The organism is Variovorax glacialis, assembly GCF_051216375.1.
Classification (GTDB): domain Bacteria; phylum Pseudomonadota; class Gammaproteobacteria; order Burkholderiales; family Burkholderiaceae_C; genus Variovorax.
Window position 1 is genome coordinate 38671 of the sequence record NZ_JBPJZT010000020.1, and the last position, 22079, is coordinate 60749.

Below are 22079 nucleotides of genomic sequence, written 5' to 3' on the forward strand. Positions count from 1 at the left end.
GACGCGCCATGGACTCGCTCGACATGCCCCAACTGCTGGCGCTGGCCGCCGCGCTAGGGTGGGCGAGCGGCGTCCGCCTCTACCTCGTCGTTCTCCTGACCGGCCTGGCGGGCTACTTCGGCTGGGTGCCGCTGCCGAACGGCTTGCACTTGCTGGCCCACCCGGTCGTCATCGCGGCCAGCGGTTTCATGGTCTTCATCGAGTTCTTCGCGGACAAGATCCCGGGGCTCGATTCGATCTGGGACATGGTCCATACCGCGATCCGCATCCCCGCCGGCGCGGCGCTCGCGGCCGGCGTGTTCGGTGCCGATCATGCGGCGATGGCGCTCGTCGCAGCCCTGCTCGGCGGTGGTTTCGCCGCGACCGCGCATGCGGCCAAGGCGACCACGCGCGCGGCGATCAACACCTCGCCGGAGCCTTTCAGCAACGTCGGCGTCTCGCTGCTCGAGGACGGCATGGTGCCCGCGGGACTCTGGCTGGCCGTCGCGCACCCGCTGGTCTTCGGCGTGCTCTTCGTCGCGGTGCTGGTGCTGAGCGTGTGGCTGATCCGCAAGAGTTGGCGCTTCCTCAAATCCCTCTTCGGCCGCGTGGCCCGCATCTTCAGCGGCCGGCCCGATCCTGGCGTGGTCTCCGCGTTCCAGCTCAAGAAGAATCCTCCCGGAGACTCATCGAATGTTTAAGAAGATCCTGATCGCCAACCGTGGCGAGATCGCCTGCCGCGTCGCGGCGACCGCACGCCGCATGGCGATCCGCACGGTGGCCGTGTACTCGGATGCCGATGCGCACGCCAACCACGTGCGTGCCTGCGACGAGTCGGTGTACCTCGGCGGTAGCGCGCCCAAGGACAGCTACCTGCGCTGGGAAAAGATCCTCGAAGCCGCCAAGGCCAAGGGCGCCGAGGCGGTGCATCCGGGCTACGGCTTCCTCAGCGAGAACGAGGAGTTCGCCCAGGCCTGTGCCGACGCAGGCCTGGTCTTCATCGGCCCGCCGCCTTCGGCCATCAAGGCGATGGGCCTGAAGGCCGAGTCCAAGCAGTTGATGGAGAAAGCCGGCGTGCCGCTGGTGCCGGGCTACCACGGCGGTGACCAGAATCCTGAACTGCTGCAGCGCGAGGCCGACCGCATCGGCTACCCGGTGCTCATCAAGGCCAGCGCCGGCGGCGGCGGCAAGGGCATGCGCGTGGTCGAGAAGGCCGGCGATTTCGCCGCGGCGCTCGCTTCCTGCCAGCGCGAGGCGATCAACAGCTTCGGCGACGACGCGGTGCTGATCGAGAAGTACGTGCAGCGCCCGCGCCATATCGAGATCCAGGTGTTCGGCGATACGCAGGGCAACTATGTCTACCTGTTCGAGCGCGACTGCTCGGTGCAGCGGCGGCACCAGAAGGTGCTGGAGGAAGCGCCGGCACCGGGCATGACCGAGGCAATGCGCAAGGAGATGGGCGAGGCGGCAGTGGCGGCGGCGCGCGCGGTGAACTATGTCGGTGCCGGCACGGTGGAGTTCATCGTTGAACAGCGCGCCGACGGCAGCATGAATTTTTTCTTCATGGAGATGAACACGCGGCTGCAGGTGGAGCATCCGGTGACTGAAGCCATCACGGGGCTCGACCTCGTCGAATGGCAACTGCGCGTGGCCTCGGGCGAAGCGCTGCCGCTCGAGCAGGAGCAACTGCAGATCCACGGCCACGCGATCGAGGCGCGCATCTGCGCCGAGAACCCCGACAACAACTTCCTGCCCGCCACCGGCACCCTGAATGTCTACCGCAAGCCGCAGGCGACCGCGTTCCAGCGCAGCCGCGTGCGCATCGACGATGGCGTGCGCGAGGGCGGCGTGATCTCGCCGTTCTACGACTCGATGATCGCCAAGCTGATCGTCCACGGCGCCACCCGCGAGGAAGCGCTCGCGCGGCTCGACCTGGCGCTGGCGCAGACGCACATCGTGGGCGTCGCGACCAACGTGCAGTTCCTGCGCGGCATCCTGCGCACCGATTCGTTCGCGAATGCGAAGCTCGACACGGCGCTGATCGAGCGCGAGCGCGCGGTGCTGTTCGACCAGGAGCCGCTGGGCCTGCCGCTCGCCGCGGCCGCATCGATCGCCTGCACGCTGCTGGCTGAAGGCGCGACCACCGGTGCCGACCCCTTCAGCCGCCGCGACGGCTGGCAGTCGCACGGTGTCGCGACGCGGCCCTTCGAGTTCGAGTTCCGGGGCGAATCGAAGGGAGCCTCGCTGCGCTACCTGCACGACGGCGCGCTGTCGCTGCAGGTAGGCGACGTGTCCGGCCCGCTGGAGATCGGCAGCTTCCCGTCGGGCGAACTCGAATTGCAGTTCGACGGCCAGCGCCACACCCTCAACGTCTACGAAGACGGGGCGACCGCCCACGTCTTCGCCGCGCAAGGTGCCACGAAGATCACCGCCATCGATCGCCTCGCCCACGCGGGCGACACGCACGCCGAAGGCGGCCGCCTCACCGCGCCGATGCCCGGCAAGGTCGTGTCCTTTGCGGTCAAGGCCGGCGACAAGGTCAGCCGCGGCCAGCCGCTGGCCGTGATGGAGGCGATGAAGATGGAGCACACGATCGCGGCACCGGCCGACGGAACGGTCGAGGAACTGCTCTACGCCCCCGGCGATCAGGTCACCGAAGGCGCCGAGTTGCTTCGTATCGCTGCCTGAGCCCTCAGGCCCGTGCCGGCAGCGCGGCGACGCGGGGCCGCAGCATCGCCATCACGTAGTAGACGACGCCGCCGATCAGCACGCCGAAGAACCAGCCGTAGGTGTTCCACCAGACCGGCAGCAGGTTGGTGAAGTTCGGCAGGAAGGTCGAGAACACGCTGCCAACCGCAGCGGCCACCAGCGCATTGGTGTTCCATCCGCCTTCGTAGCGGTACTCGCCATGCTCCTGGTAGAGCGCGGCCACGTTGATGTTGCCCTTGGCCACGAGGTAGTAGTCGACCAGGATGATGCCCAGCAGCGGCCCCATGGTCGCGCCGATGGCGTTCACGAAATGCGCGGCATTGCCTTCCCATGGCGCGAACGGGTAGAGCACCAGCGCGATCGCCGCGGCGATAAAGCCGCCCTTCTTGAAGCTGATCTGGCGCGGGAAGGTGTTCGAGATGTCGAACGCGGCCGATACGAAATTGGCCACGACGTTGATGCCGAGCGTCGCCACCGCGAAAGTCATCGCCGCGATCAGCGCCAGCACCCAGCTGTCGAACTTGGCGGAGATCTGCTCGGGATGCAGCAGGACTTCGCCGTACACCTTGAAGGCCGCGATGGTGGTGACGCCGGCAACCAGCGAGAAGGCGATCAGGTTCACCGGCAGGCCCCACAGGTTGCCGACCCGCACCGCATCCTTGTTCCTCGCGTAGCGCGAGAAATCGCAGAAGTTCAGGTACAGGGCCGCGAAGTAAGTGATCCAGGTGGCGCCGACCGCCATCAGCGCCCAGAAGGAGCCGGGCTCGCCAGGGACGCCGGCGTCCTTGGTCTTGTCGAGCAGAACGTCCATCGGAATGCCATGGCCGAAGGACAGGCCACCGGCCTTGACGCACAGGCCGACGGCCAGGATCAGCATCGCCACCCACACCGCCGGACCGGCCCAGTCCTGGAACCGGCGCACGGTTTCCATCCCCTTCTGGATGATGAGCAACTGGAGCGCCCAGATCACCACGTAGCAGACCAGCTCCAGTCCGGAGTGGCCCATGAGGTGCGTGCTCTTGTGGAATTCCATCATGCTGTCGTTGCGGATCAGCAGGGCGAGCACCGCGCCCGAGGCCGCGGCCGTCTGCGCGCCGTACCAGAAGCAGGCCACGATCGCGCGCACCAGGGCCGCGAGATTGGCGCCCCACACGCCGAACGACGCGCGCGCCAGCACCGGATAGGGCACGCCGGTCTTCTCGCCGGCATAGCCGATCAGGTTCATGAGCGCGAAGATCACCAGCGAACTCAGGCCGATCGCGATCAGGAAGTTGACGAAGCTGCCGCAGAGCAGGAACAGGCTGGCTGCGAGGTAGTAGCCCCAGAGGCTGTGCACGTCCGAGGTCCAGACATTGAAGATGCTGAAGGCGCCCCAGTTGCGTTCCCTGGCGGGCGCAAGGTCCTCGTTGTAGAGACCGGGCGAGGGGTTGTGGATCTCCATGAGCGTCTCCTGGTAGTTGTTGGAATGACTGCTGGCGGTCGAAAACGGTTTTGAACGCATTTCATGGGTTGAGGACCTAGGGTCTTCCCGGGGTGTCCGAAGGCACGTTCTAAGATCGGTCCCCATGCGAATCATCGTCAGCCTCACAGACAACCGCCCCGAACCGTGGATCGCGAGCCTTCGCGCCGCCTTGCCTGAAGCCGAAGTCGAGAACTGGGAGCCCGGCGCCGCGCCGGCCGACCATGCCGTCGTCTGGGCGCCGCCGCAGGCACTCCTGGACGAGCAGCCCGGGCTCCGCGGCATGTTCAACATCGGCGCCGGCGTCGACGCCCTGCTCAAGCTGAAGGTGCCGCCGCACACGCAGGTCGTGCGCCTCGACGATGCCGGCATGTCGGTGCAGATGGCCGAGTTCGTCTGCCATTTCCTGATCCGCCATTACCGCGAATTCGATGCCTACGAGGCCGAGTCCCGCGAAGGCCGCTGGAGCTATCGCAAGCCGCGCGAGCGCAAGGACTTCACGGTCGGCGTCATGGGGCTCGGTGTGCTGGGCGAGCGCGTGGCGAAGGCGATCGGCCAGTTCGAGTTTCCGGTCAACGGCTGGAGCCGGTCGGCCAAGGCCATCGAGGGCGTGCGCTGCTTCTCGGGCGAGTCGGGGTTCGACGATTTCCTCGGCGCGAGCCGGGTGCTCGTGAACCTGCTCCCCCTGACCGCGGCCACCCGCGGCATCCTCAACCGCGACACGCTCTCGAAGCTCAATGGCGGACAGCCCGGCGGCTACCTGATCAACGTGGCGCGCGGCGCGCACCTCGTGGAGGCCGACCTGATCCCGCTGCTCGACAGCGGCCAACTCGCCGGCGCCACGCTCGACGTGTTCGAGGTCGAACCGCTGCCCGCCGAGCATCCGTTCTGGCGCCATCCGAAGATCACCGTCACGCCGCACGGCTCGGCGCGCACCGAGCGCGAGGCGTCGATCGCGCAGATCGCCAGCAAGATCCGCGCGATGGAGCAGGGCGAGCCGATCGCCGGCGTCGTCGACGTCACGCGCGGCTACTGAGCTGTAGTGCAGCCGCAGTCAGGCCGCGTGCGAGATCGCTCGCTGGCGGCTCGCCGCGATCTGCTGCTCCAGCCGTTGCCGGTCGGCCAGCAGCCTGCCGGCGACCAGCGTCACCACCTCGAAGCCGAACGCCGGGTTCTGGTAGTACAGCTGCTTGAAGGTCAGTTCGTCGATGCGAAGCACGTTGCAGTCCGTGGCGCAGCGGGCCGTCAGCGAGCGGCACTTGTCGGGGGAGAAGAAGGCGATCTCGCCGAACAGGCGACCCTCTTCCATCACTTCGCCGATTTCCACGAACTCGATGCGGCCGGCGGCGAGGAAGTACAGGTGCGTGGCCGCGTCCCCCTTGTGGAACAGCACGTGCCCCGCCTTCAGGCGCTGGCTGCGCATGTAGGGCCGGAGCCAGACCCCCGACAGATCGCTCGCCGCGGCCGCCGCGCTCACCCGGCGCGTCAGCCGCACCATCTGCGCCGTGCGGACGATGTTGATCGGCAGCAGCGCCCCGTGCAGCAGCATCATCAGCAGCGAAGGGTGCAACGCGCCGTAGACCAGGAAGCCCAGGTTGCTGCCCACGGCCAGCAAACGCAGCGGAATCATGGTCTTGACCAGGGAGCTGACCACCACCAGCGCACCCGCGATGCCCGCCGAGCACAGCGCAATGACCCCCGACGGCGTGGCGAGCGCCTGCGCCAGTCCGGCGGACGCGGCGTCGATCAGTGCTTGCGTTGACATTCCTGCTCCTGGTAGCGGACGGTGTGAAGCCCTTGTGCAATGTGCCACAGCCGTGTGAATTGCAAGTCCCGCGCCGGGCAAACCCTGATTCGCCCGTGTTGCATCGAAGCCGGAGAAAATGAGGGCTGTGCCGCGAGGCGACCTCCATTCTTTGAACGAGACCTCCCCATGAAGCTTCCCTCCAGAGTCAAGATCGTCGACGTCGGCCCGCGCGACGGCCTCCAGAACGAAAAGCAGCCGGTGTCGGCCGAGATCAAGATCGGCCTCGTGCATCGCCTGCAGGATGCGGGGCTCAAGGAGATCGAGGTCACCAGCTTCGTCTCTCCCAAGTGGGTGCCGCAGATGGCGGATAACGCGGAGGTCATGCACGGCATCCGGCGCAAGGCCGGTGTGCGCTACTCCGTGCTCACGCCGAACATGAAGGGCTTCGAGGCCGCGATCGCCGCGCCGCGCGAGGAGTGGCCCGACGAGATCGTGGTGTTCGGCGCGGCCAGCGAGGCTTTCAGCCAGCGCAACATCAACTGCTCGATCGCGGAGAGCATCGAGCGCTTCCGGCCTGTGGTGGAGGCAGCCCGCGAGAAGGGCATCTACGTGCGCGGCGCGATGTCGTGCACCGTCGGCTGCCCCTACGAGGGCGAGATCGCGCCCTCGCGCGTCGACATGCTCGCCGGCCTCATGAAGGAGATCGGCGTGCAGCACGTGGGCGTCGCCGACACGATCGGCGTCGGCACGCCGCTCAAGGTGCAGCGCGCACTGGAGGCCACGCTCAGGCACTACGGCATCGACGATGTGTCGGGCCACTACCACGACACCTACGGGCAGGCCCTGGGCAACACGCTCGCGAGCCTGGAGATGGGCGTGTGGCAGTACGACACCTCGTCGGCCGGGCTCGGCGGCTGCCCCTACGCCAAGGGCGCGACCGGCAACGTCGCGACCGAGGACGTGGTCTACATGCTGCACGGCATGGGCATCGAGACCGGCATCGACCTGGACAAGCTGATCGATGCCGGCGTGTACATCAGCGAGGCCCTGGGCCGCGAGCCGAACTCGCGCGCCTCGAAGGCGATCCGCACGAAGAGGTGCGACTGATGTGCGGGGCTGAACTCACTTCATTGCCCGACGGCGTGCAGCGCGTCGCGCGCCTCCTGCAGGACAAGGGCCACCCCTACACGCCGCAGATGCTCGACGACGCGGCGCGCACCGCCCAGCAGGCCGCCGATGCGCTGGGCATCGACCTGGGCCAGATCGCCAAGAGCATCGTCTTCCGTCGAAAGACCGACGATGTCGCGGTGCTGGTCGTGACCTCGGGCGACAAGCGCGTGGACGAGAAGAAGGTCGCCGAACTGGTCGGCAAGCTCGGCCGCGCGGACGCCGAATTCGTCAAGACGCGCACCGGCTTCTCGATCGGCGGTGTGTCGCCCTTCGCGCATGCCACGCCGCCGGTGATGCTGATCGATCGCGAGCTCTTCCGCTTTCAGGACATCTGGGCGGCCGCCGGGCACCCGCACGCCGTGGTGCGCCTGCGGCCGCAGGATCTCGAATCCCTCACCGGTGCACCGGTGGCGGACGTGGTGTGAGGGGCGATACCGCGCCGTCGCTGGTCGACCGCGCCGTTGCCGCGCGAGCGATCACGGGCGATGTGCCTTCGCCCTGCATCTCGATCTGCCGCATGGACGCGGACAGCGGCTTCTGCCAGGGCTGCCTGCGCACCATCGACGAAATTGCCGCATGGAGCCGCATGGCCGATGCGGACAAGCGCAGCGTGTGGCGTGCGATCGAACTGCGCGCGGAGGCGGGGTTCCTCATCCCCGAGGGAGACAAGCGATGAAACACATCACCTTCCATCTGGACTTCATCTCGCCCTACGCGTACCTCGCGTTCGAGCAGTTGCCGCAGGCGCTCGAAGGCCTGAGCTACAGCGTCGCCTACCGGCCCGTACTGCTCGGTGCGCTGCTCAAGCACCATGGGCAACTCGGGCCGGGGGAAATCCCTGCAAAGCGGACCTGGACCTATCGCCATGTGCTGTGGCTCGGCCACGCGAAGGACATTCCCATCCAGATGCCGGCCACGCATCCCTACAACCCGCTGCCGCACCTGCGGCTCGCGCTTGCGACCACGGCGGACGGCGACATCAACCGGCATGTGGCCGAGACCATCTTTCGCGACGTCTGGCGCACGGGCGGCGAAGCGGGCGACGCCACCCGGCTCGCAGCGCTGGCTGCGCAGCTGAAACTCGTGCGCGACAGCAGCAGCGACGAGGCCAAGGCGCAACTCAAGGCCAACACTGACGAAGCCATCGCGCAAGGCGTCTTCGGCGTGCCCGCCTTCGTCGTCGACGACCGCCTGTTCTGGGGTTTCGATGGCCTCGCGATGTTGCGCGCCTACCTGGTTGGCGACGCATGGTTCGACGGACCGGACTGGGCCACCGCCGACCAGAGGCCTTCGCTGCTCCGGAAGATTTAGGCTCGCCCCCAGGCTTGCCCACTTCGTGTGGCCGCCTACCCCCTGCCGGGGGCAACACCGGCGGCCCGGCGGAGCCGGTTCCGCGGTGTTCCTGGGATTTGTGCGGTGCAACCTGGGTTTTTCTACAGGCTGAAACGTGGACAGCGGGTTTCACCTTAAGTCGTCAGCGAACGTTCAGTTTCGCGACAGCCTCGGGTCAGTCGCCACTCCAAGAATGCGTCACGTCCCACGCCGTGGGCGCAATTTCTAAGGAGACGACATGGCAGCCACACTAGATTCACGGGGAGCGCCCTCCAGCGCCCCCCGGCCCATGACCGCCGAGGAGAAGAAAGTCATCTTCGCCTCGTCGCTGGGAACCGTGTTCGAGTGGTATGACTTCTACCTCTACGGTTCGCTCGCGGCGATCATTGCCAAGCAGTTCTTCAGTGGCCTGGATGCCGGCGCGGCCTTCATCTTCGCGCTGCTGGCCTTCGCTGCCGGTTTCCTGGTGCGGCCCTTCGGCGCCATCGTGTTCGGCCGGCTCGGCGACATGATCGGACGCAAGTACACCTTCCTCGTCACCATCCTGATCATGGGCCTGTCGACCTTCATCGTCGGCCTGCTGCCCAGCTACGCGACCATCGGCGTCGCGGCACCAGTGATCCTGATCGCATTGCGCATGCTGCAGGGCCTGGCCCTCGGCGGCGAGTACGGCGGTGCAGCCACCTACGTGGCCGAGCATTCGCCGCACGGCAAGCGCGGCGCCTACACCTCGTGGATCCAGACCACCGCAACGCTCGGCCTGTTCCTGAGCCTGGTGGTGATTCTCGGCGTGCGTGAAGGCATGGGCGAGGCAGCGTTCACCGACTGGGGCTGGCGCATTCCCTTCCTGGTGTCGATCCTGCTGCTCGGCGTTTCGGTGTGGATTCGCCTGTCGCTGTCCGAATCCCCCGCCTTCCAGAAGATGAAGGCCGAGGGCAAGACCTCCAAGGCACCGCTGGCCGAATCCTTCGGCGAGTGGAAGAACCTCAAGATCGTGATCCTCGCGCTCATCGGCCTGACGGCCGGCCAAGCCGTGGTCTGGTACTCGGGCCAGTTCTATGCGCTCTTCTTCCTGACGCAGCAGCTCAAGGTCGATGCGACCACGGCCAACCTGATGATCGCGGCCGCACTGCTGATCGGCACGCCCTTCTTCGTCGTGTGGGGCACGCTCTCGGACAAGATCGGCCGCAAGCCGATCATCATGGCCGGCTGCCTGCTTGCCGTGGTCACCTACTTCCCGGTCTTCAAGATGCTGACCGAAGCCGCCAACCCCGACCTGGCCCGCGCGCAGGCCACGGCCGGCGTGACGGTGACCGCCGACCCGCGCTCGTGCTCGTTCCAGGGCAACCCGGTGGCACGCGAGATCGACTTCAGCAGCTCCTGCGACATCGCCAAGCGCTACCTCGTGCAGAACTCGGTGAGCTACGAGCGCGTCGACGGGCCCGCTGGCTCGCCGGCCGTCGTCAAGATCGGGACCGTGGCCATCACGTCGCCGACCGGCAACGTCGTCAACCACAAGTTCGACGAAGCCTCCGCCAAGGACATCGCCGCGTTCAAGAAGAACATCGGCGAGCAACTCAAGGCAGCGGGCTACCCCAGCAAGGCCGACCCGGCCAAGATGAACAAGTTCATGACGGTGCTGCTGCTGTTCTGGCTGGTGCTGCTGGTGACGATGGTCTATGGCCCGATCGCGGCGATGCTGGTGGAACTCTTCCCGACGCGCATCCGCTACACCTCGATGAGCCTCCCGTACCACATCGGCAACGGCTGGTTCGGCGGGCTGCTGCCGACCACCGCCTTCGCGATCGTTGCGAGTACCGGCAACATGTACAACGGCCTGTGGTATCCGATCGTCATCGCGGCGATGACGCTGGTGGTGGGCACGATCTTCATTCGTGAGACCAAGGATGTGGACATCTACGCGAATGACTAGGCACACCCCCAGGCTTTTTCACTTCGTGTAAACGCCTACCCCCTTGCAGGGGGCAATACCTGCGGCCCGGCTGAGCCGGTTCCGCGGTGTTCCTGGCACACCCCCAGGCTTTTTCACTTCGTGTAAACGCCTACCCCCTTGCAGGGGGCGATACCTGCGGCCCGGCTGAGCCGGTTCCGCGGTATTTCGGAAGGGGATCGGGGACTTTTTTTCGGGCCTCGCGGCTTTTGGCGCGGGGCCTTTTATTTTGAGTCGGGAGACTTGATCATGTGGAAGATGGGTGTCGGGTTTGCGATTTTTGCGGTGCTGGTTTTGTTCGTGCTGATGAAGGCGGGGGACAAGGTCGACATGTCGGGGGAGAAGCACGGGGGCGATTCGATGCATGCGCCGGCTGCCGCTGAAGGCGGGGCGAGGAAGTAGGGCTGGGCGGCTGGACTAGGGCCAGACTGCGTTCAGGATCTGGGCGAGGCGTGCGCCTGCGGTTGCCATCTCCTGTTTCTGGACGGCGTTCTTTTCTTTCAGGTAGGCGCTGCGGTTCGGGAAGGTCGTGACCCATTCGTCTGCCTTCTTGGCGCCTGTGTGCGTGTAGGCGAGTCCGGTGAAGGCGGCCTTCGATGTCTGGACGGATTCCGTTGCCCAGACCGCGGGCCATGTGCCTGGGGCGCCGGTGGTGGTCGGCACGGCTTTCGCCATTGCGAGCAGTTCGGGCGTGGGATTCATGGGATCGAAAGACGTCAGCACGCCGTCCCAGTCTGCGTGCAGGTTGCTGCTTCCCACCTCCAGCTTGTTTCCGCCGCGGGTGTCCATCTTGGGGTCGTGGGGGCCGCCGAGTGCGTCGGGGTCGACGGGTTTGTCGTTGGCATCGAGGTACACGGCGCCGACATGCAGGGGCTGATGCACGTCGCCGACCAGGTGGGCCAGCATCAGCATGGCTTCGGCCTTGTCCTTGATGCTGAAAGGCGCCGGCACCGGGTCGCCCTGGAGCTTCGCGATAGCGGCCTGCATTGCGCTGACGATGTCGTGATCGCTCGTGCCGATGAATTCGCGGTCGTAGCCGTCGTGCTGGATCGCGACGTCGGTGAAGTGGTACAGCGCGTGGCAACCCTTGGTAGCCGACGGGTCGTTGCAGGTGCTCCAGTTGCGGCGCGCATAGCTGACCATCCGGTCCTTGCCGATCGTGGTGCCGAAGTTCTTGCAGGCGGCGGCGAAGCGCGGGTCCGGGTTGTAGACGAACTTGCCGGCGGCGGTCTTTTCCACGTCCTTGACGCAGTCGGCCCAGGTCGCAGCGGTGCGCAGGGGATAGCCGAGATTCTTCGAGACCGCGGCCTTCGCTGCCGGGCTCAATTGCGTGTCGGCGATGGCGCCGATCATCTGGTGGCCCTTGGGGCCGTAGGCGCTGCTCGCGCAAGTGACGAGGAGGCCGGCCATGCCGGCCAGGACCGCTGTTGCCGCGCGCATGAGGACCTCCTTGCTGTGCTCCTCGCCAGTGTGGCAGCCGTGGCCTGAACGGCCAACCACAAAGGTGGTGACAAGTCCGCGAAACACGACGCCTGCGTAGGGCTTGCAAGCGGCGCATCGATCGGCTTTTGGAGCCCGGAGCCTACTCTGAAGAGGGTTCGCGGCCCTCCCTTCGACTAACATTCACTCCGGCACGCCATCGCTGCCATCGGGACACGTCCCGCACGGGCTTCACAGGACAAGGACATTCGAATTTTGGGCACCGAGAACGCTTTCGCCGAACTGGGCCTTGCACCGGACGCGACCGACAGCGAGGTCAAGGCGGCATGGCGCCGACTGGTCTCGCAATGGCATCCGGACCGCAACGACAGCTCCGATGCGGTGGCCAAGATGCAGCGCATCAACCGGGCATTCGAGGAAATCCGCCGTGCCGGGGCCCGTGTCCGCACGGATGACCCGGCCGCCGGTGCCACCCCGACCGCCGCGTCGGAACCAACAGCGTCCGGATTCGAGGACGACGACACGGCGTCGGGCGATGCCGGCGGTGCGAGTCGGCAGCGCAAGCCCATCTTCCGCAAGGTGAAGTTGACGCTGGAAGAAGCCGCCGTCGGCTGCATCAAGGTGCTGCGCGGCAAGGTGATCGACGTCTGCTCGACCTGCGCAGGGGCAGGGCACCAGGTGCTCGGCGGCAACTGCGCCCAGTGCGGCGGCTCGGGCGCGATCCCGAAGCGCTCGTTCTTCGGCTGGCCCAGCGGCAATTCCGAATGCGATTCGTGTCTGGGCGGCGGCATCGCCCGGCAGACCTGCCCGACCTGCGAGGGCGCCGGCAAGATGAACGCGCGCACGTACAAGATCAACGTCCGCATTCCGCATGGCGTGCGCCATGGCGACCTGCTCCATGTCGCCGGGCGACGCTCGCGCCCGGACAGCCCGCCCGCCGATCTCGAGATCCGCGTCGAAGTGGCCGCGCACGCGTTCTTCCAGCTCGAGGACGACGGCACCATTCGCTGCGAAATCCCGGTCGACGGCTTCGCCTGGATCGCCAGGCGCTCGATCCAGGTGCCGACCGTCACGGGCCTGCACGCGCTGCAGCTCGACCGGGAGCAGCTGACCTACCGCTTGAAGGGCCAGGGATTCCCGGTGGCGCGTCGCGGCGCGCGCGGGGACCAGTGGGTCACGATCCGGCCGATCTTCCCGGATTCGCTCAGCACCGATCAGCAGATTTTGCTCGACCAGCTGCTGGCGACGTCGGGCGCTGCCGACGAACGCCTGCGTGCATGGAACAAGAAGCTGCGCGCGTGGGAGCGCGGGCTGTCGGAGCGCGGCGCTACAGGAGCTTGAGGCTCGCGGCCTGCGCCGCAAGCTCTTCGCGAAACGCCGGATGCGCGATACCGATGAGTTCCCGCGCCCTTTGCCGTGCCGACTTCCCGCGCAGTTGCGCGACCCCGTACTCGGTCACGACATAGTTGATGTCGTTCTTGCTGGTCGTGACGTGCGTGCCCGGCGAAAGCACCGGCACGATGCGCGAGATGGTGTCGTCCTTGGCCGTCGACGGCAGCACGATGAACGCCTTGCCGCCGCGTGACCGGTTGGCCGCACGCACGAAGTCGGATTGACCGCCCGTGCCCGAGAACGGCGCACAGCCCAGGCTCTCCGAGCCGCACTGGCCCAGCAGGTCGATCTGCAAGGTGGCGTTGATGGCGACCAGGTTGTCGTTCATGCCGGCCAGGGCCGGATCGTTGGTGAAGTTGACGGGATGGATCTCCAGCACCGGGTTGCGCTCCATGAAGCGGTACAGCTTCCGGGAGCCCAACGCGAAGGTCGCGACCATCTTCCCCGGCAGGTAGTTCTTGCGACGATTGGTGACCGCGCCGCACTCCACCAGCGACAGGATGCCGTCGCCGATCATCTCGGTATGCACGCCGAGATCACGCTTGTGCGCGAGTTGCATGACCACGGCATCGGGGATGCCGCCATAGCCGATCTGCAGCGTCGAGCCGTCTTCGATCATGTCCGCGACGTACTTGCCGATCGCTTCCTGCACGATGCCGATCTTCGGCAGTCCGACCTCGAGCACCGGCTCTTCGCTTTCGACCAGCGCGGCGACCTTCGAGACATGCACCCGGCAGTTGCCGAAGGCGAAGGGCACGTTCGGGTTCACCTCCAGCATCACGGCGCGCGCCTTGGCGACTGCGGCCATCGTGTAGTCCGCGCCGAGGCTGAGGGCGAAGAAGCCCTCGTCGTCCATCGGCGATGCCATGCTGAAGACCGCGTCCGCAGGCATCAGGCCCCGCTCGATCTGCATCGGGATCTCGGAGAAGTAGTTCGGGATGAAGTCGATCCAGCCGGCCTGCCCGCCCGCGCGCGTGGCGCCGCCGAAGAAATAGGCGACGTGCCGGACGTGGTCCACGGTGGCCGGATCGATGTAGCCGTACTTCCGCATCGCGAGGATCTGCCCGACCTTGACATCGCGGAAGTCCAGGCGCTGCTCCGACAGGGCGGTCAGCAGCGTCGGCGGCTCACCCACGCCGGTGGGAACGACGATGAAATCGCCGTTGCGCACATGGCGAACGGCTTCGGCGGCGGTGGTCCGCCTTTGCTGGTACATCTCGCGAGCTGACATTCCTGGATTCCCCATGGGGCATGACAGTGGACGGACGTCATTATTGGATACAGAGGTGATCGGGCGCCAGTCCCGGTATCCCGGCCCGTGGCGACGCCACATCGCGCCGGAACCACTTCGACCCGCAGGTGCGCATGTACGTGTGTCTGCGTGTAAGTGATGAAGAAGCCCTGCGCCGCGACCGACCATCCGGAGGCCCGCACGAAGCTTCGCCCGTGTTCCTAGAATGTCTGCCCCATCCCCAAGGCATTCATGACACAGGGCTCCATCCGGATACGCGGTGCACGTCAGCACAACCTCCAGAACCTCGACCTCGACATCCGCACCGGCGAGATGACCGTGGTCACCGGGCCGAGCGGTTCGGGCAAGTCGAGCCTGGTGTTCGACACGCTCTATGCCGAAGGCCAGCGGCGCTACGTCGAGACCTTTTCCGCCTACGCGCGCCAGTTCCTCGATCGCATGGACAAGCCGGCCGTCGACAAGGTCGAAGGCGTGCCGCCCGCGATCGCCATCGACCAGACGAACCCGGTGCGCTCGTCGCGCTCCACCGTCGGCACGATGACCGAACTCAACGACCACCTGAAGCTGCTCTTTGCGCGCGCGGCGCAGTTGTTCGACCGCGAGACCGCGCTGCCCGTGCGGCACGACTCGCCGGACTCGATCTACGCCGAACTGGTCTCGCGCGCCGCAGCGTCGGGCGACCCGCGTGTGGTGCTGACCTTCCCGGTGGAACTGCCCGCCAGCACCAGCGCCGACGAGGTGACGCAATGGCTGTCGGCCAGCGGCTTCACGCGCGTGCAGGCCGAGCGCGAGGTCGCGACGCCGACGGGCCCGCGCAAGGTACTCGACGTGGTGGCCGACCGCTTCCGAATCGCCGGCGCCGAGCGCGCGCGCGTGGTCGAGGCGATCGAAGTGGCATTGAAGCGCGGCACCGGCCGGCTCACGGTGTACGCACTGTCGGCGGACGAGGGTGTCGAGCCGGAGATCTGGAAGTTCTCGACCGGGCTGCATTGCCCCGAGAGCGACATTCGCTACACCGACCCGATCCCGTCGATGTTCTCGTTCAACTCCGCGGTCGGTGCCTGCGAAACCTGCCGCGGCTTCGGCCGCGTGATCGGTGTCGACCTCGGCCTCGTGATCCCGAACGACAGGCTCACCTTGCGCGCCGGCGCCATCAAGACCATCCAGACGCCCGCGTGGAAGGAAGCGCAGGACGACCTCATGCGCCATGCGGAGGTGGCCGGCATTCCGCGCGACACGCCGTGGAACAAGCTCACGGACGAGCAGAAGCACTGGGTGATCGAGGGCACGCCCAACTACAGGGAAGGCAACTGGAACAAGCAGTGGTATGGCGTGCGGCGCTTCTTCGCCTATCTGGAGAGCAAGGCCTACAAGATGCACATCCGCGTGCTCTTGTCGAAGTACCGCAGCTACACGCCGTGCCCGGTCTGCTCCGGCGCCCGGCTCAAGCTCGAAAGCCTGCTGTGGCGCATCGGCAGCAAGGAAGACGCCGATGCGGTGCTCGACCCCGCGAAGCGCTTCATGCCGGTCGGCACGAAGTGGTCGCGCGAACAGCTGGAGGCCTTGCCCGGCCTGTGCGTGCATGACCTGATGCTGCTGCCCATCGAGCGGCTGCGTCGTTTCTTCGACGGCATCGAAAGCCATGGCAACGGCAGCACTGCGAGCGAAGGCGATGTACAGGCGCTCAAACTGCTGTTCGACGAAATAACGACCCGCCTGCGCTACCTGCACGATGTCGGCATCGGCTACCTCACGCTCGACCGCCAGAGCCGCACGCTGAGCGGCGGCGAGGTGCAGCGTATCAACCTCACGACGGCGCTCGGCACTTCGCTGGTCAACACGCTCTTCGTGCTCGACGAGCCCAGCATCGGACTGCATCCGCGCGACATGAACCGCATCACCGAGGCGATGCTGCGCCTGCGTGATGCCGGCAACACGCTCGTGGTGGTGGAGCATGACCCGGCCGTGATGCTGGCCGCCGACCGCGTGATCGACATGGGCCCCGGCCCCGGTATCCGAGGCGGGCAGATCGTCTTCGACGGCAGCACCGACGCCCTTCGTGATGCCGAGACATTGACCGGCCAATACCTCGGCGGTCGCAAGCAGATCGGCATGGGCTTCCGGCGCATGGTGACCGACAACACGCCGCGCCTCATCCTTGAAGGCGTGCGCGAGCACAACCTGCAGGACGTGACAGTCGAGCTGCCGCTCTCGCGGCTGGTGTGCATCACCGGCGTGAGCGGCTCGGGCAAGTCGACGCTGGTGCAGGACGTGCTCGCTCCCGCGCTGATGCGGCACTTCGGCAAGGCGACCGAAACACCCGGGGCGCACGACCGGATGCTGGGCGCCGATCACCTGAGCGACGTGGTCTTCGTCGACCAGTCACCGATCGGCAAGACGGCGCGTTCCAATCCCGCGAGCTACGTGGGCGCGTGGGACGCGATCCGCGAAATTTTCGCTACGGCGGGGCTCTCGCGGCAACGCGGCTACACCGCATCGAAGTTCAGCTTCAACAGCGGCGACGGGCGTTGCCCGACCTGCGGCGGCTCGGGTTTCGAGCACGTGGAGATGCAGTTCCTCTCCGACGTCTACCTGCGCTGCCCCGATTGCGACGGCAAGCGCTACCGTCCCGAGATCCTCGAAGTGACGATCGAGCGCGCCGGACGCAACTTCAACGTGGCCGACGTGCTCGACCTCACGGTGGCCGAAGCGGCCGCCGCGTTCCAGGGCGACCGCGAGGTGCTGCGCATGCTGCAGCCCATCGTCGATGTCGGCCTCGACTACGTGAAGCTCGGCCAGCCGGTGCCCACGCTCAGCGGCGGCGAGGCGCAGCGCCTCAAGCTGGCGGGCTTTCTTGCGGAAGCCGCGAAGAGCGGCAGCGCCAGCAAGCAGCCGCTGGCACGCAAGGGCACGCTGTTCCTCTTCGACGAGCCGACCACCGGCCTGCACTTCGACGACATCGCCCGGCTGATGCGCGCCTTGCGCAAGCTGCTCGATGCCGGGCATTCGCTGGTCGTCATCGAACACAACCTCGACGTGATCCGTGCCAGCGACTGGCTGATCGACCTCGGGCCGGAAGGCGGCGAGGGCGGCGGCCAGATCGTCGCGGTGGGTACGCCCGAGCAGGTGCGCGAGAACCGCGCGTCGCTCACGGGCGCCGCGCTGGCCGACTACGAACTCGCGATCGGCCCCGGCGCGTACAAGGTGGCGGAACGTGCGGCGCGGTCGTACGCCGCACGCGCGCAGCCGGCGGCGGGTCGCGATGCGATCCAGATCGTCAACGCGCGCGAGCACAACCTCAAGAACCTGTCGGTCGATATTCCGCGCGGCAAGTTCAGCGTCGTCACCGGCGTAAGCGGCTCGGGCAAGTCCACGCTGGCCTTCGACATCCTCTTCAACGAAGGGCAGCGCCGTTACCTCGAATCACTGAATGCCTATGCGCGCAGCATCGTGCAGCCGGCGGGTCGGCCGGAGGTGGATGCCGTCTACGGCATTCCGCCCACCGTGGCGATCGAGCAGCGCCTGTCGCGCGGCGGCCGCAAGAGCACCGTCGGCACGACCACCGAGGTGTGGCACTTCCTGCGCCTGCTCTACGTCAAGCTCGGCATCCAGCACTGCATCCACGATGGTTCGGCGGTGCAGCCGCAGACGCCGGACAGCATCGCGGCGCAGCTCCAGAAGAACTTCAAGGGCCAGCACATCGGCCTGCTCGCGCCGCTGGTGAGCAACCGCAAGGGCGTCTACACCGAACTGGCCGACTGGGCGCGGCCGCGCGGCTACACGCACCTGCGGGTCGACGGCGAGTTCCTGCCGACCACGAACTTCCCGCGCATCGATCGCTTCAAGGAACACAGCATCGAGCTGCCCGTGGCGAGCCTGGACGTGTTGCCGTCGCAGGAGGCGGAACTGCGCGAGGCGCTCACGCGTGCGCTCGAACACGGCAAGGGCGTGGTGCATGTGCTGAGCGATCTCACCGGCCTGCGCGGCGCCATGATGGCCGGCGCACCGACCGCCGGCATCGGGCGAGCACACGTGTTCTCGACGTTGCGCGCCTGCCCGGTGTGCAGCACCAGCTATGCGGAACTCGATCCGCGCCTCTTCTCGTACAACAGCAAGCACGGCTGGTGCCCGGATTGCGTTGGCACGGGCGTCAAGCTCACGAAGGAGCAGCGCAAGGTCTACGACGACTCCGTGATGGCCGATGACCAGAAGGGGCGCGAGCAGACCTTCGCCGAGCCGGAAGCGGAAGACGTGGGCGACGTGGTGTGCCCGACCTGCGAAGGTACGCGGCTCAATGCGACGGCGCGCGCGGTGAGCTTCGGCACCTCCGACGCGGCTGGCAACGGCGGCATCGGCATCACGGAGTTGGCGCGAATGAGCGTCGGCGACATCCGTGTGTGGTTCGAGGGGCTGCGCCTGGCCGGCCGCGAGGCGGAGATCGCGCGCGACCTGGTGCCGGAAATCAAGAGCCGGCTCGAATTCCTCGAAGAGGTGGGGCTGGGCTACCTGACGCTCGACCGTGGCGCGCCGACGCTGAGCGGCGGCGAGGCGCAGCGCATTCGACTGGCTGCTCAGCTCGGCAGCAATCTGCAGGGCGTCTGCTATGTGCTCGACGAGCCGACCATCGGCCTGCATGCGCGCGACAACCAGATCCTGCTGGATGCCCTTCACAAGCTGGGCGACAAGGGCAACACGCTGGTGGTGGTGGAGCACGACGAGGACACGATCCGTCGCGCCGACCACATCATCGACATCGGGCCGAGCGCGGGCAAGCGTGGCGGCCGGCTGGTGGCTGAAGGCACGGTGGCGGACATCCAGGGCGCGGGCGACTCGCAGACGGGCCGCTATCTACGTGATGCGATCAAGCATCCGCTGCAGGCGCGTCGACCGGTTCCGATGCCGGAGCCCGGCGCGCCGGACTGGCTCACGGTGCATGGCGCGGATCTGCACAACCTGCAGGACGTGACGGTATCGCTGCCGCTGCATCGGCTGGTGGCCGTAACGGGCGTGAGCGGATCGGGCAAGTCGACACTCGCGCGCGATGTGCTGTTGGCCAACGTGTATGCGGCGGTGGTTCAGCGCATGACGAAGGCCGGTCGCGACGCCGATGCCGCGGGCAAGCATCCCAAGTGGACGGGTTGCAGCGCCGTCGCCGGCTACGAGACGATCGATCGCGTTCTGGAGGTCGACCAGACGCCGATCGGCAAGACGCCGCGCAGTTGCCCGGCGACCTACATCGGCTTCTGGGACACGATCCGCAAGCTGTTCGCGGACACGCTGGAGGCCAAGGCGCGGGGCTACGGGCCGGCGCGCTTCAGCTTCAACACGGGCGAGGGGCGCTGCCCGGGCTGCGAGGGCGCGGGTGTTCGCACGATCGAGATGAGTTTCCTGCCGGACGTGAAGGTGCCTTGCGAGGTGTGCCACGGTGCGCGCTTCAACCCGGAGACGCTGGCGGTGAGCTGGCGCGGCAAGAGCATCGGCGATGTGTTGCAGATGGAGGTGGACGAGGCGGTCGAGTTCTTCGCGTCGATGCCGAACATCAGTCATCCGCTGCAGTTGCTGAAGGACGTGGGGCTGGGCTATCTGACGCTGGGGCAGCCGTCGCCGACGCTGTCGGGCGGCGAGGCGCAGCGCATCAAGCTCGTGACGGAACTCAGCAAGGTGCGGGACGACGTCACGCGCCGGGGCAACAAGGCACCGCACACGTTGTACGTTCTCGACGAGCCGACGGTGGGGCTGCACATGGCGGACGTCGAAAAGCTGATCCACGTGCTGCACCGGTTGGTGAACGGCGGACACAGTGTCGTGGTGATCGAGCATGACCTGGATGTGATCGCGGAGGCGGACTGGCTGATCGATCTCGGGCCGGAAGGGGGCAACGCAGGTGGGCGTGTCGTGGCTGCCGCGCCGCCGGAAGAAGTCGTGCGCTTGGGTACGCACACGGGGGTGGCGCTGGGGCCGGTGCTTGCGCGGTCGCGTGAGAGGCACGTGGTTTTGACATTGCCTGTTCTGGAGGCGCGGCCTGCGGCTGTGCGGCGGGAGGCTTGATCTACGGGTGCGTTTCCCTGGACTTTGGTTGGGGCGCCTGGCAGGTGATGCGGGCTGGGCAACCCCGCTACACCGGCCCTTCGGGCTGCCCTGCAGTGCTCGCTTCAGGCGGGGTCCGCGCAAACTCGCTTCGCTCAGACACGCGCGGCCCTTTTTCCGCCTGAAGCTGCGCGCTTCGGCGGCGTAGAGGGGTTGCCCAGCCCGCATCGCCTGCCAGGCTCTGTGAAGTGCAACGCGCGAGGGCGCCTCGAGCGGCGCGAACCGTTGCAGTGCAAATGCGGTTGAGGCGGACAGTTCCCCCCCGCCGTGTCCGCGATGGTGAGCGGTGTGCCCTGCGGCGACCGTTGAGGCACCGCCGAGCAGCGCAACGGTACGCGGAAAAAGGGCCGCGCGTGTTTGAGCGAAGCGAGTTTGCGCGGACCCCGCGTACCGTGAGCAGCGCAGGGAAGCCGCGAAGCGGCCGGTGACGTCGGTCGCCGCAGGGCACCATCGCCGCCCCCAACTTGCGGAACAAGAAGGCGAGCCGCGCTACGCTACACCCATGCTCACGATCTACAACACCCACCATGCCCTCCATGAAGGCAAGTTGGAGATGTTCCGCGGCGAACTCGTGCCGTGCTTCGAAATACCCGCGCGTGCCGACTACGTCCTGCAGGCGTTGAAGGAACGCAAGCTCGGACCAATCGAATCGCCCGACACCTTCGACGATGCCGTCATCGCCCGCGTCCATGCGCCGCGCTATCTCGACTTTCTTGCCAACGCATGGAGCGAATGGGTGGCGATGGATCCGGCCAATGCCGGGCGCGACGCCTTGCCTTCGTACTGGCCGATCCGCACATTTCGTTCCGACGTCCTGCCGGCGAGTTTTCCCGCGCGCTTGGGCTTGTTCTCGTACGACGCCGGCACGCCGTTGACATCAGGCACGTGGCGTGCCGCACGCGCGGGCGCGGACTGTGCGTTGACGGCTGCGACGCGCGTGCTGAACGGAGCGCGCGCCGCGTTCGCGCTCACGCGTCCGCCGGGCCACCATGCCGGCACGGATTTCTTCGGCGGCTACTGCTTCCTCAACAACGCTGCCATCGCCGCGCAGGGCCTGCGCGATGCAGGGGTGGAACGCGTCGCCGTGCTCGATGTCGACTACCACCACGGCAACGGCACGCAGGCCATCTTCTACGATCGTGCCGACGTGCAGTTCACCAGCATCCACGGCGATCCGCACACCGAGTATCCCTACTACCTGGGCTACGCCGACGAGCGCGGCGCAGGCGAAGGCCTCGGCTTCAATCGCAACCTGCCGCTCGCGCGCGGCACCGGCTTCGCGGCATGGCGAGCGGCACTGAAGGATGCGCTGCAGGGCATCGCGGAGTACAAGGCCGGTGCACTCGTCGTCTCGCTCGGGCTCGACACCTTCGAAGGCGATCCGATCGCCGGCTTCACGCTCGCCACGCCCGATTTCCTTCGCATCGGTGAGGACATTGCGAGCGCCGGGTTGCCGACCGTGTTCGTCTTCGAAGGCGGCTACGCGGTGGCCGAGGTCGGCGCCAACGCGGTGAACGTGCTCGATGGGTTCATGCAGCACGCGGGTTGATCGCTCGCGCCA

Annotated in this window: 16 protein-coding genes; 12 read left to right on the top strand and 4 right to left on the bottom strand. The window is 66.9% G+C overall.

The annotated features are described in order from the left end of the window. Positions 1–8: 8 nt before the first annotated feature. Both ACSFBL_RS31225 and ACSFBL_RS31230 read left to right on the top strand, forming a co-directional pair. Positions 9–680, top strand: a complete 672-nt coding sequence (locus ACSFBL_RS31225) for a DUF4126 domain-containing protein (RefSeq protein ID WP_435519698.1) — start codon at positions 9–11, stop codon at positions 678–680. Further along, entirely contained in the window at positions 673–2667 is a 1995-nt protein-coding gene (locus tag ACSFBL_RS31230) for an acetyl/propionyl/methylcrotonyl-CoA carboxylase subunit alpha (protein ID WP_435519699.1), read from the top strand. Before ACSFBL_RS31225 ends, ACSFBL_RS31230 begins: the two co-directional genes overlap by 8 nt. Positions 2668–2671: 4 nt before the next feature. Here the strand turns inward: ACSFBL_RS31230 and ACSFBL_RS31235 are convergent, their stop codons facing one another. Then, positions 2672–4129, bottom strand: a complete 1458-nt coding sequence (locus ACSFBL_RS31235) for an NCS1 family nucleobase:cation symporter-1 (protein ID WP_435519700.1) — start codon at positions 4127–4129, stop codon at positions 2672–2674. A gap of 124 nt (positions 4130–4253) precedes the next feature. Between ACSFBL_RS31235 and ACSFBL_RS31240 the strand changes: the two genes are divergently transcribed. Further along, a complete protein-coding gene (locus ACSFBL_RS31240; RefSeq protein ID WP_435519701.1) occupies positions 4254–5183 on the top strand; it encodes a 2-hydroxyacid dehydrogenase in 930 nt (309 codons plus the stop codon). An 18-nt stretch (positions 5184–5201) separates the two neighbouring features. Here the strand turns inward: ACSFBL_RS31240 and ACSFBL_RS31245 are convergent, their stop codons facing one another. Then, complete coding sequence (locus tag ACSFBL_RS31245) at positions 5202–5912, bottom strand: Crp/Fnr family transcriptional regulator (protein WP_435519702.1); 711 nt, start codon at positions 5910–5912, stop codon at positions 5202–5204. 168 nt (positions 5913–6080) lie between these two features. Here ACSFBL_RS31245 and ACSFBL_RS31250 point away from each other — a divergent pair, with 168 nt between their 5' ends. The 6 genes from ACSFBL_RS31250 to ACSFBL_RS31275 all read left to right on the top strand — a co-directional run bounded on the left by ACSFBL_RS31250 (position 6081) and on the right by ACSFBL_RS31275 (position 10749). Continuing rightward, positions 6081–7001, top strand: coding sequence for a hydroxymethylglutaryl-CoA lyase (locus ACSFBL_RS31250; RefSeq protein WP_435519703.1), 921 nt, complete (start codon positions 6081–6083; stop codon positions 6999–7001). Then, a complete protein-coding gene (locus ACSFBL_RS31255) occupies positions 7001–7489 on the top strand; it encodes a YbaK/EbsC family protein (RefSeq protein WP_435519704.1) in 489 nt (162 codons plus the stop codon). The genes ACSFBL_RS31250 and ACSFBL_RS31255 overlap by 1 nt, the downstream gene beginning before the upstream one ends. Next, complete coding sequence (locus ACSFBL_RS31260) at positions 7486–7740, top strand: DUF1289 domain-containing protein (RefSeq protein ID WP_435519705.1); 255 nt, start codon at positions 7486–7488, stop codon at positions 7738–7740. The genes ACSFBL_RS31255 and ACSFBL_RS31260 overlap by 4 nt, the downstream gene beginning before the upstream one ends. Then, complete coding sequence (locus tag ACSFBL_RS31265) at positions 7737–8375, top strand: 2-hydroxychromene-2-carboxylate isomerase (RefSeq protein WP_435519706.1); 639 nt, start codon at positions 7737–7739, stop codon at positions 8373–8375. Before ACSFBL_RS31260 ends, ACSFBL_RS31265 begins: the two co-directional genes overlap by 4 nt. A gap of 259 nt (positions 8376–8634) precedes the next feature. Then, positions 8635–10329, top strand: a complete 1695-nt coding sequence (locus ACSFBL_RS31270; RefSeq protein WP_435519707.1) for an MFS transporter — start codon at positions 8635–8637, stop codon at positions 10327–10329. Between the two features lie 261 nt (positions 10330–10590). Further along, positions 10591–10749 (top strand): hypothetical protein, encoded by a 159-nt coding sequence (locus ACSFBL_RS31275; protein ID WP_435519742.1) that lies wholly within the window; start codon positions 10591–10593, stop codon positions 10747–10749. A 15-nt stretch (positions 10750–10764) separates the two neighbouring features. On the opposite strand, the gene ACSFBL_RS31280 is transcribed toward ACSFBL_RS31275, so the two are convergent. After that, positions 10765–11787, bottom strand: a complete 1023-nt coding sequence (locus tag ACSFBL_RS31280; protein ID WP_435519708.1) for a S1/P1 nuclease — start codon at positions 11785–11787, stop codon at positions 10765–10767. Between the two features lie 255 nt (positions 11788–12042). On the opposite strand from ACSFBL_RS31280, the gene ACSFBL_RS31285 reads away from it, so the two are divergent. Continuing rightward, complete coding sequence (locus ACSFBL_RS31285) at positions 12043–13128, top strand: DnaJ C-terminal domain-containing protein (protein ID WP_435519709.1); 1086 nt, start codon at positions 12043–12045, stop codon at positions 13126–13128. On the opposite strand, the gene ACSFBL_RS31290 is transcribed toward ACSFBL_RS31285, so the two are convergent. Continuing rightward, positions 13115–14410 (bottom strand): acetyl-CoA hydrolase/transferase family protein, encoded by a 1296-nt coding sequence (locus tag ACSFBL_RS31290; RefSeq protein WP_435519710.1) that lies wholly within the window; start codon positions 14408–14410, stop codon positions 13115–13117. The genes ACSFBL_RS31285 and ACSFBL_RS31290 overlap by 14 nt on opposite strands. Positions 14411–14662: 252 nt before the next feature. On the opposite strand from ACSFBL_RS31290, the gene uvrA reads away from it, so the two are divergent. Both uvrA and ACSFBL_RS31300 read left to right on the top strand, forming a co-directional pair. Next, positions 14663–20479, top strand: coding sequence for an excinuclease ABC subunit UvrA (gene uvrA / locus ACSFBL_RS31295; RefSeq protein WP_435519711.1), 5817 nt, complete (start codon positions 14663–14665; stop codon positions 20477–20479). Between the two features lie 541 nt (positions 20480–21020). Then, complete coding sequence (locus tag ACSFBL_RS31300) at positions 21021–22067, top strand: histone deacetylase family protein (RefSeq protein WP_435519712.1); 1047 nt, start codon at positions 21021–21023, stop codon at positions 22065–22067. Positions 22068–22079 lie beyond the last annotated feature (12 nt).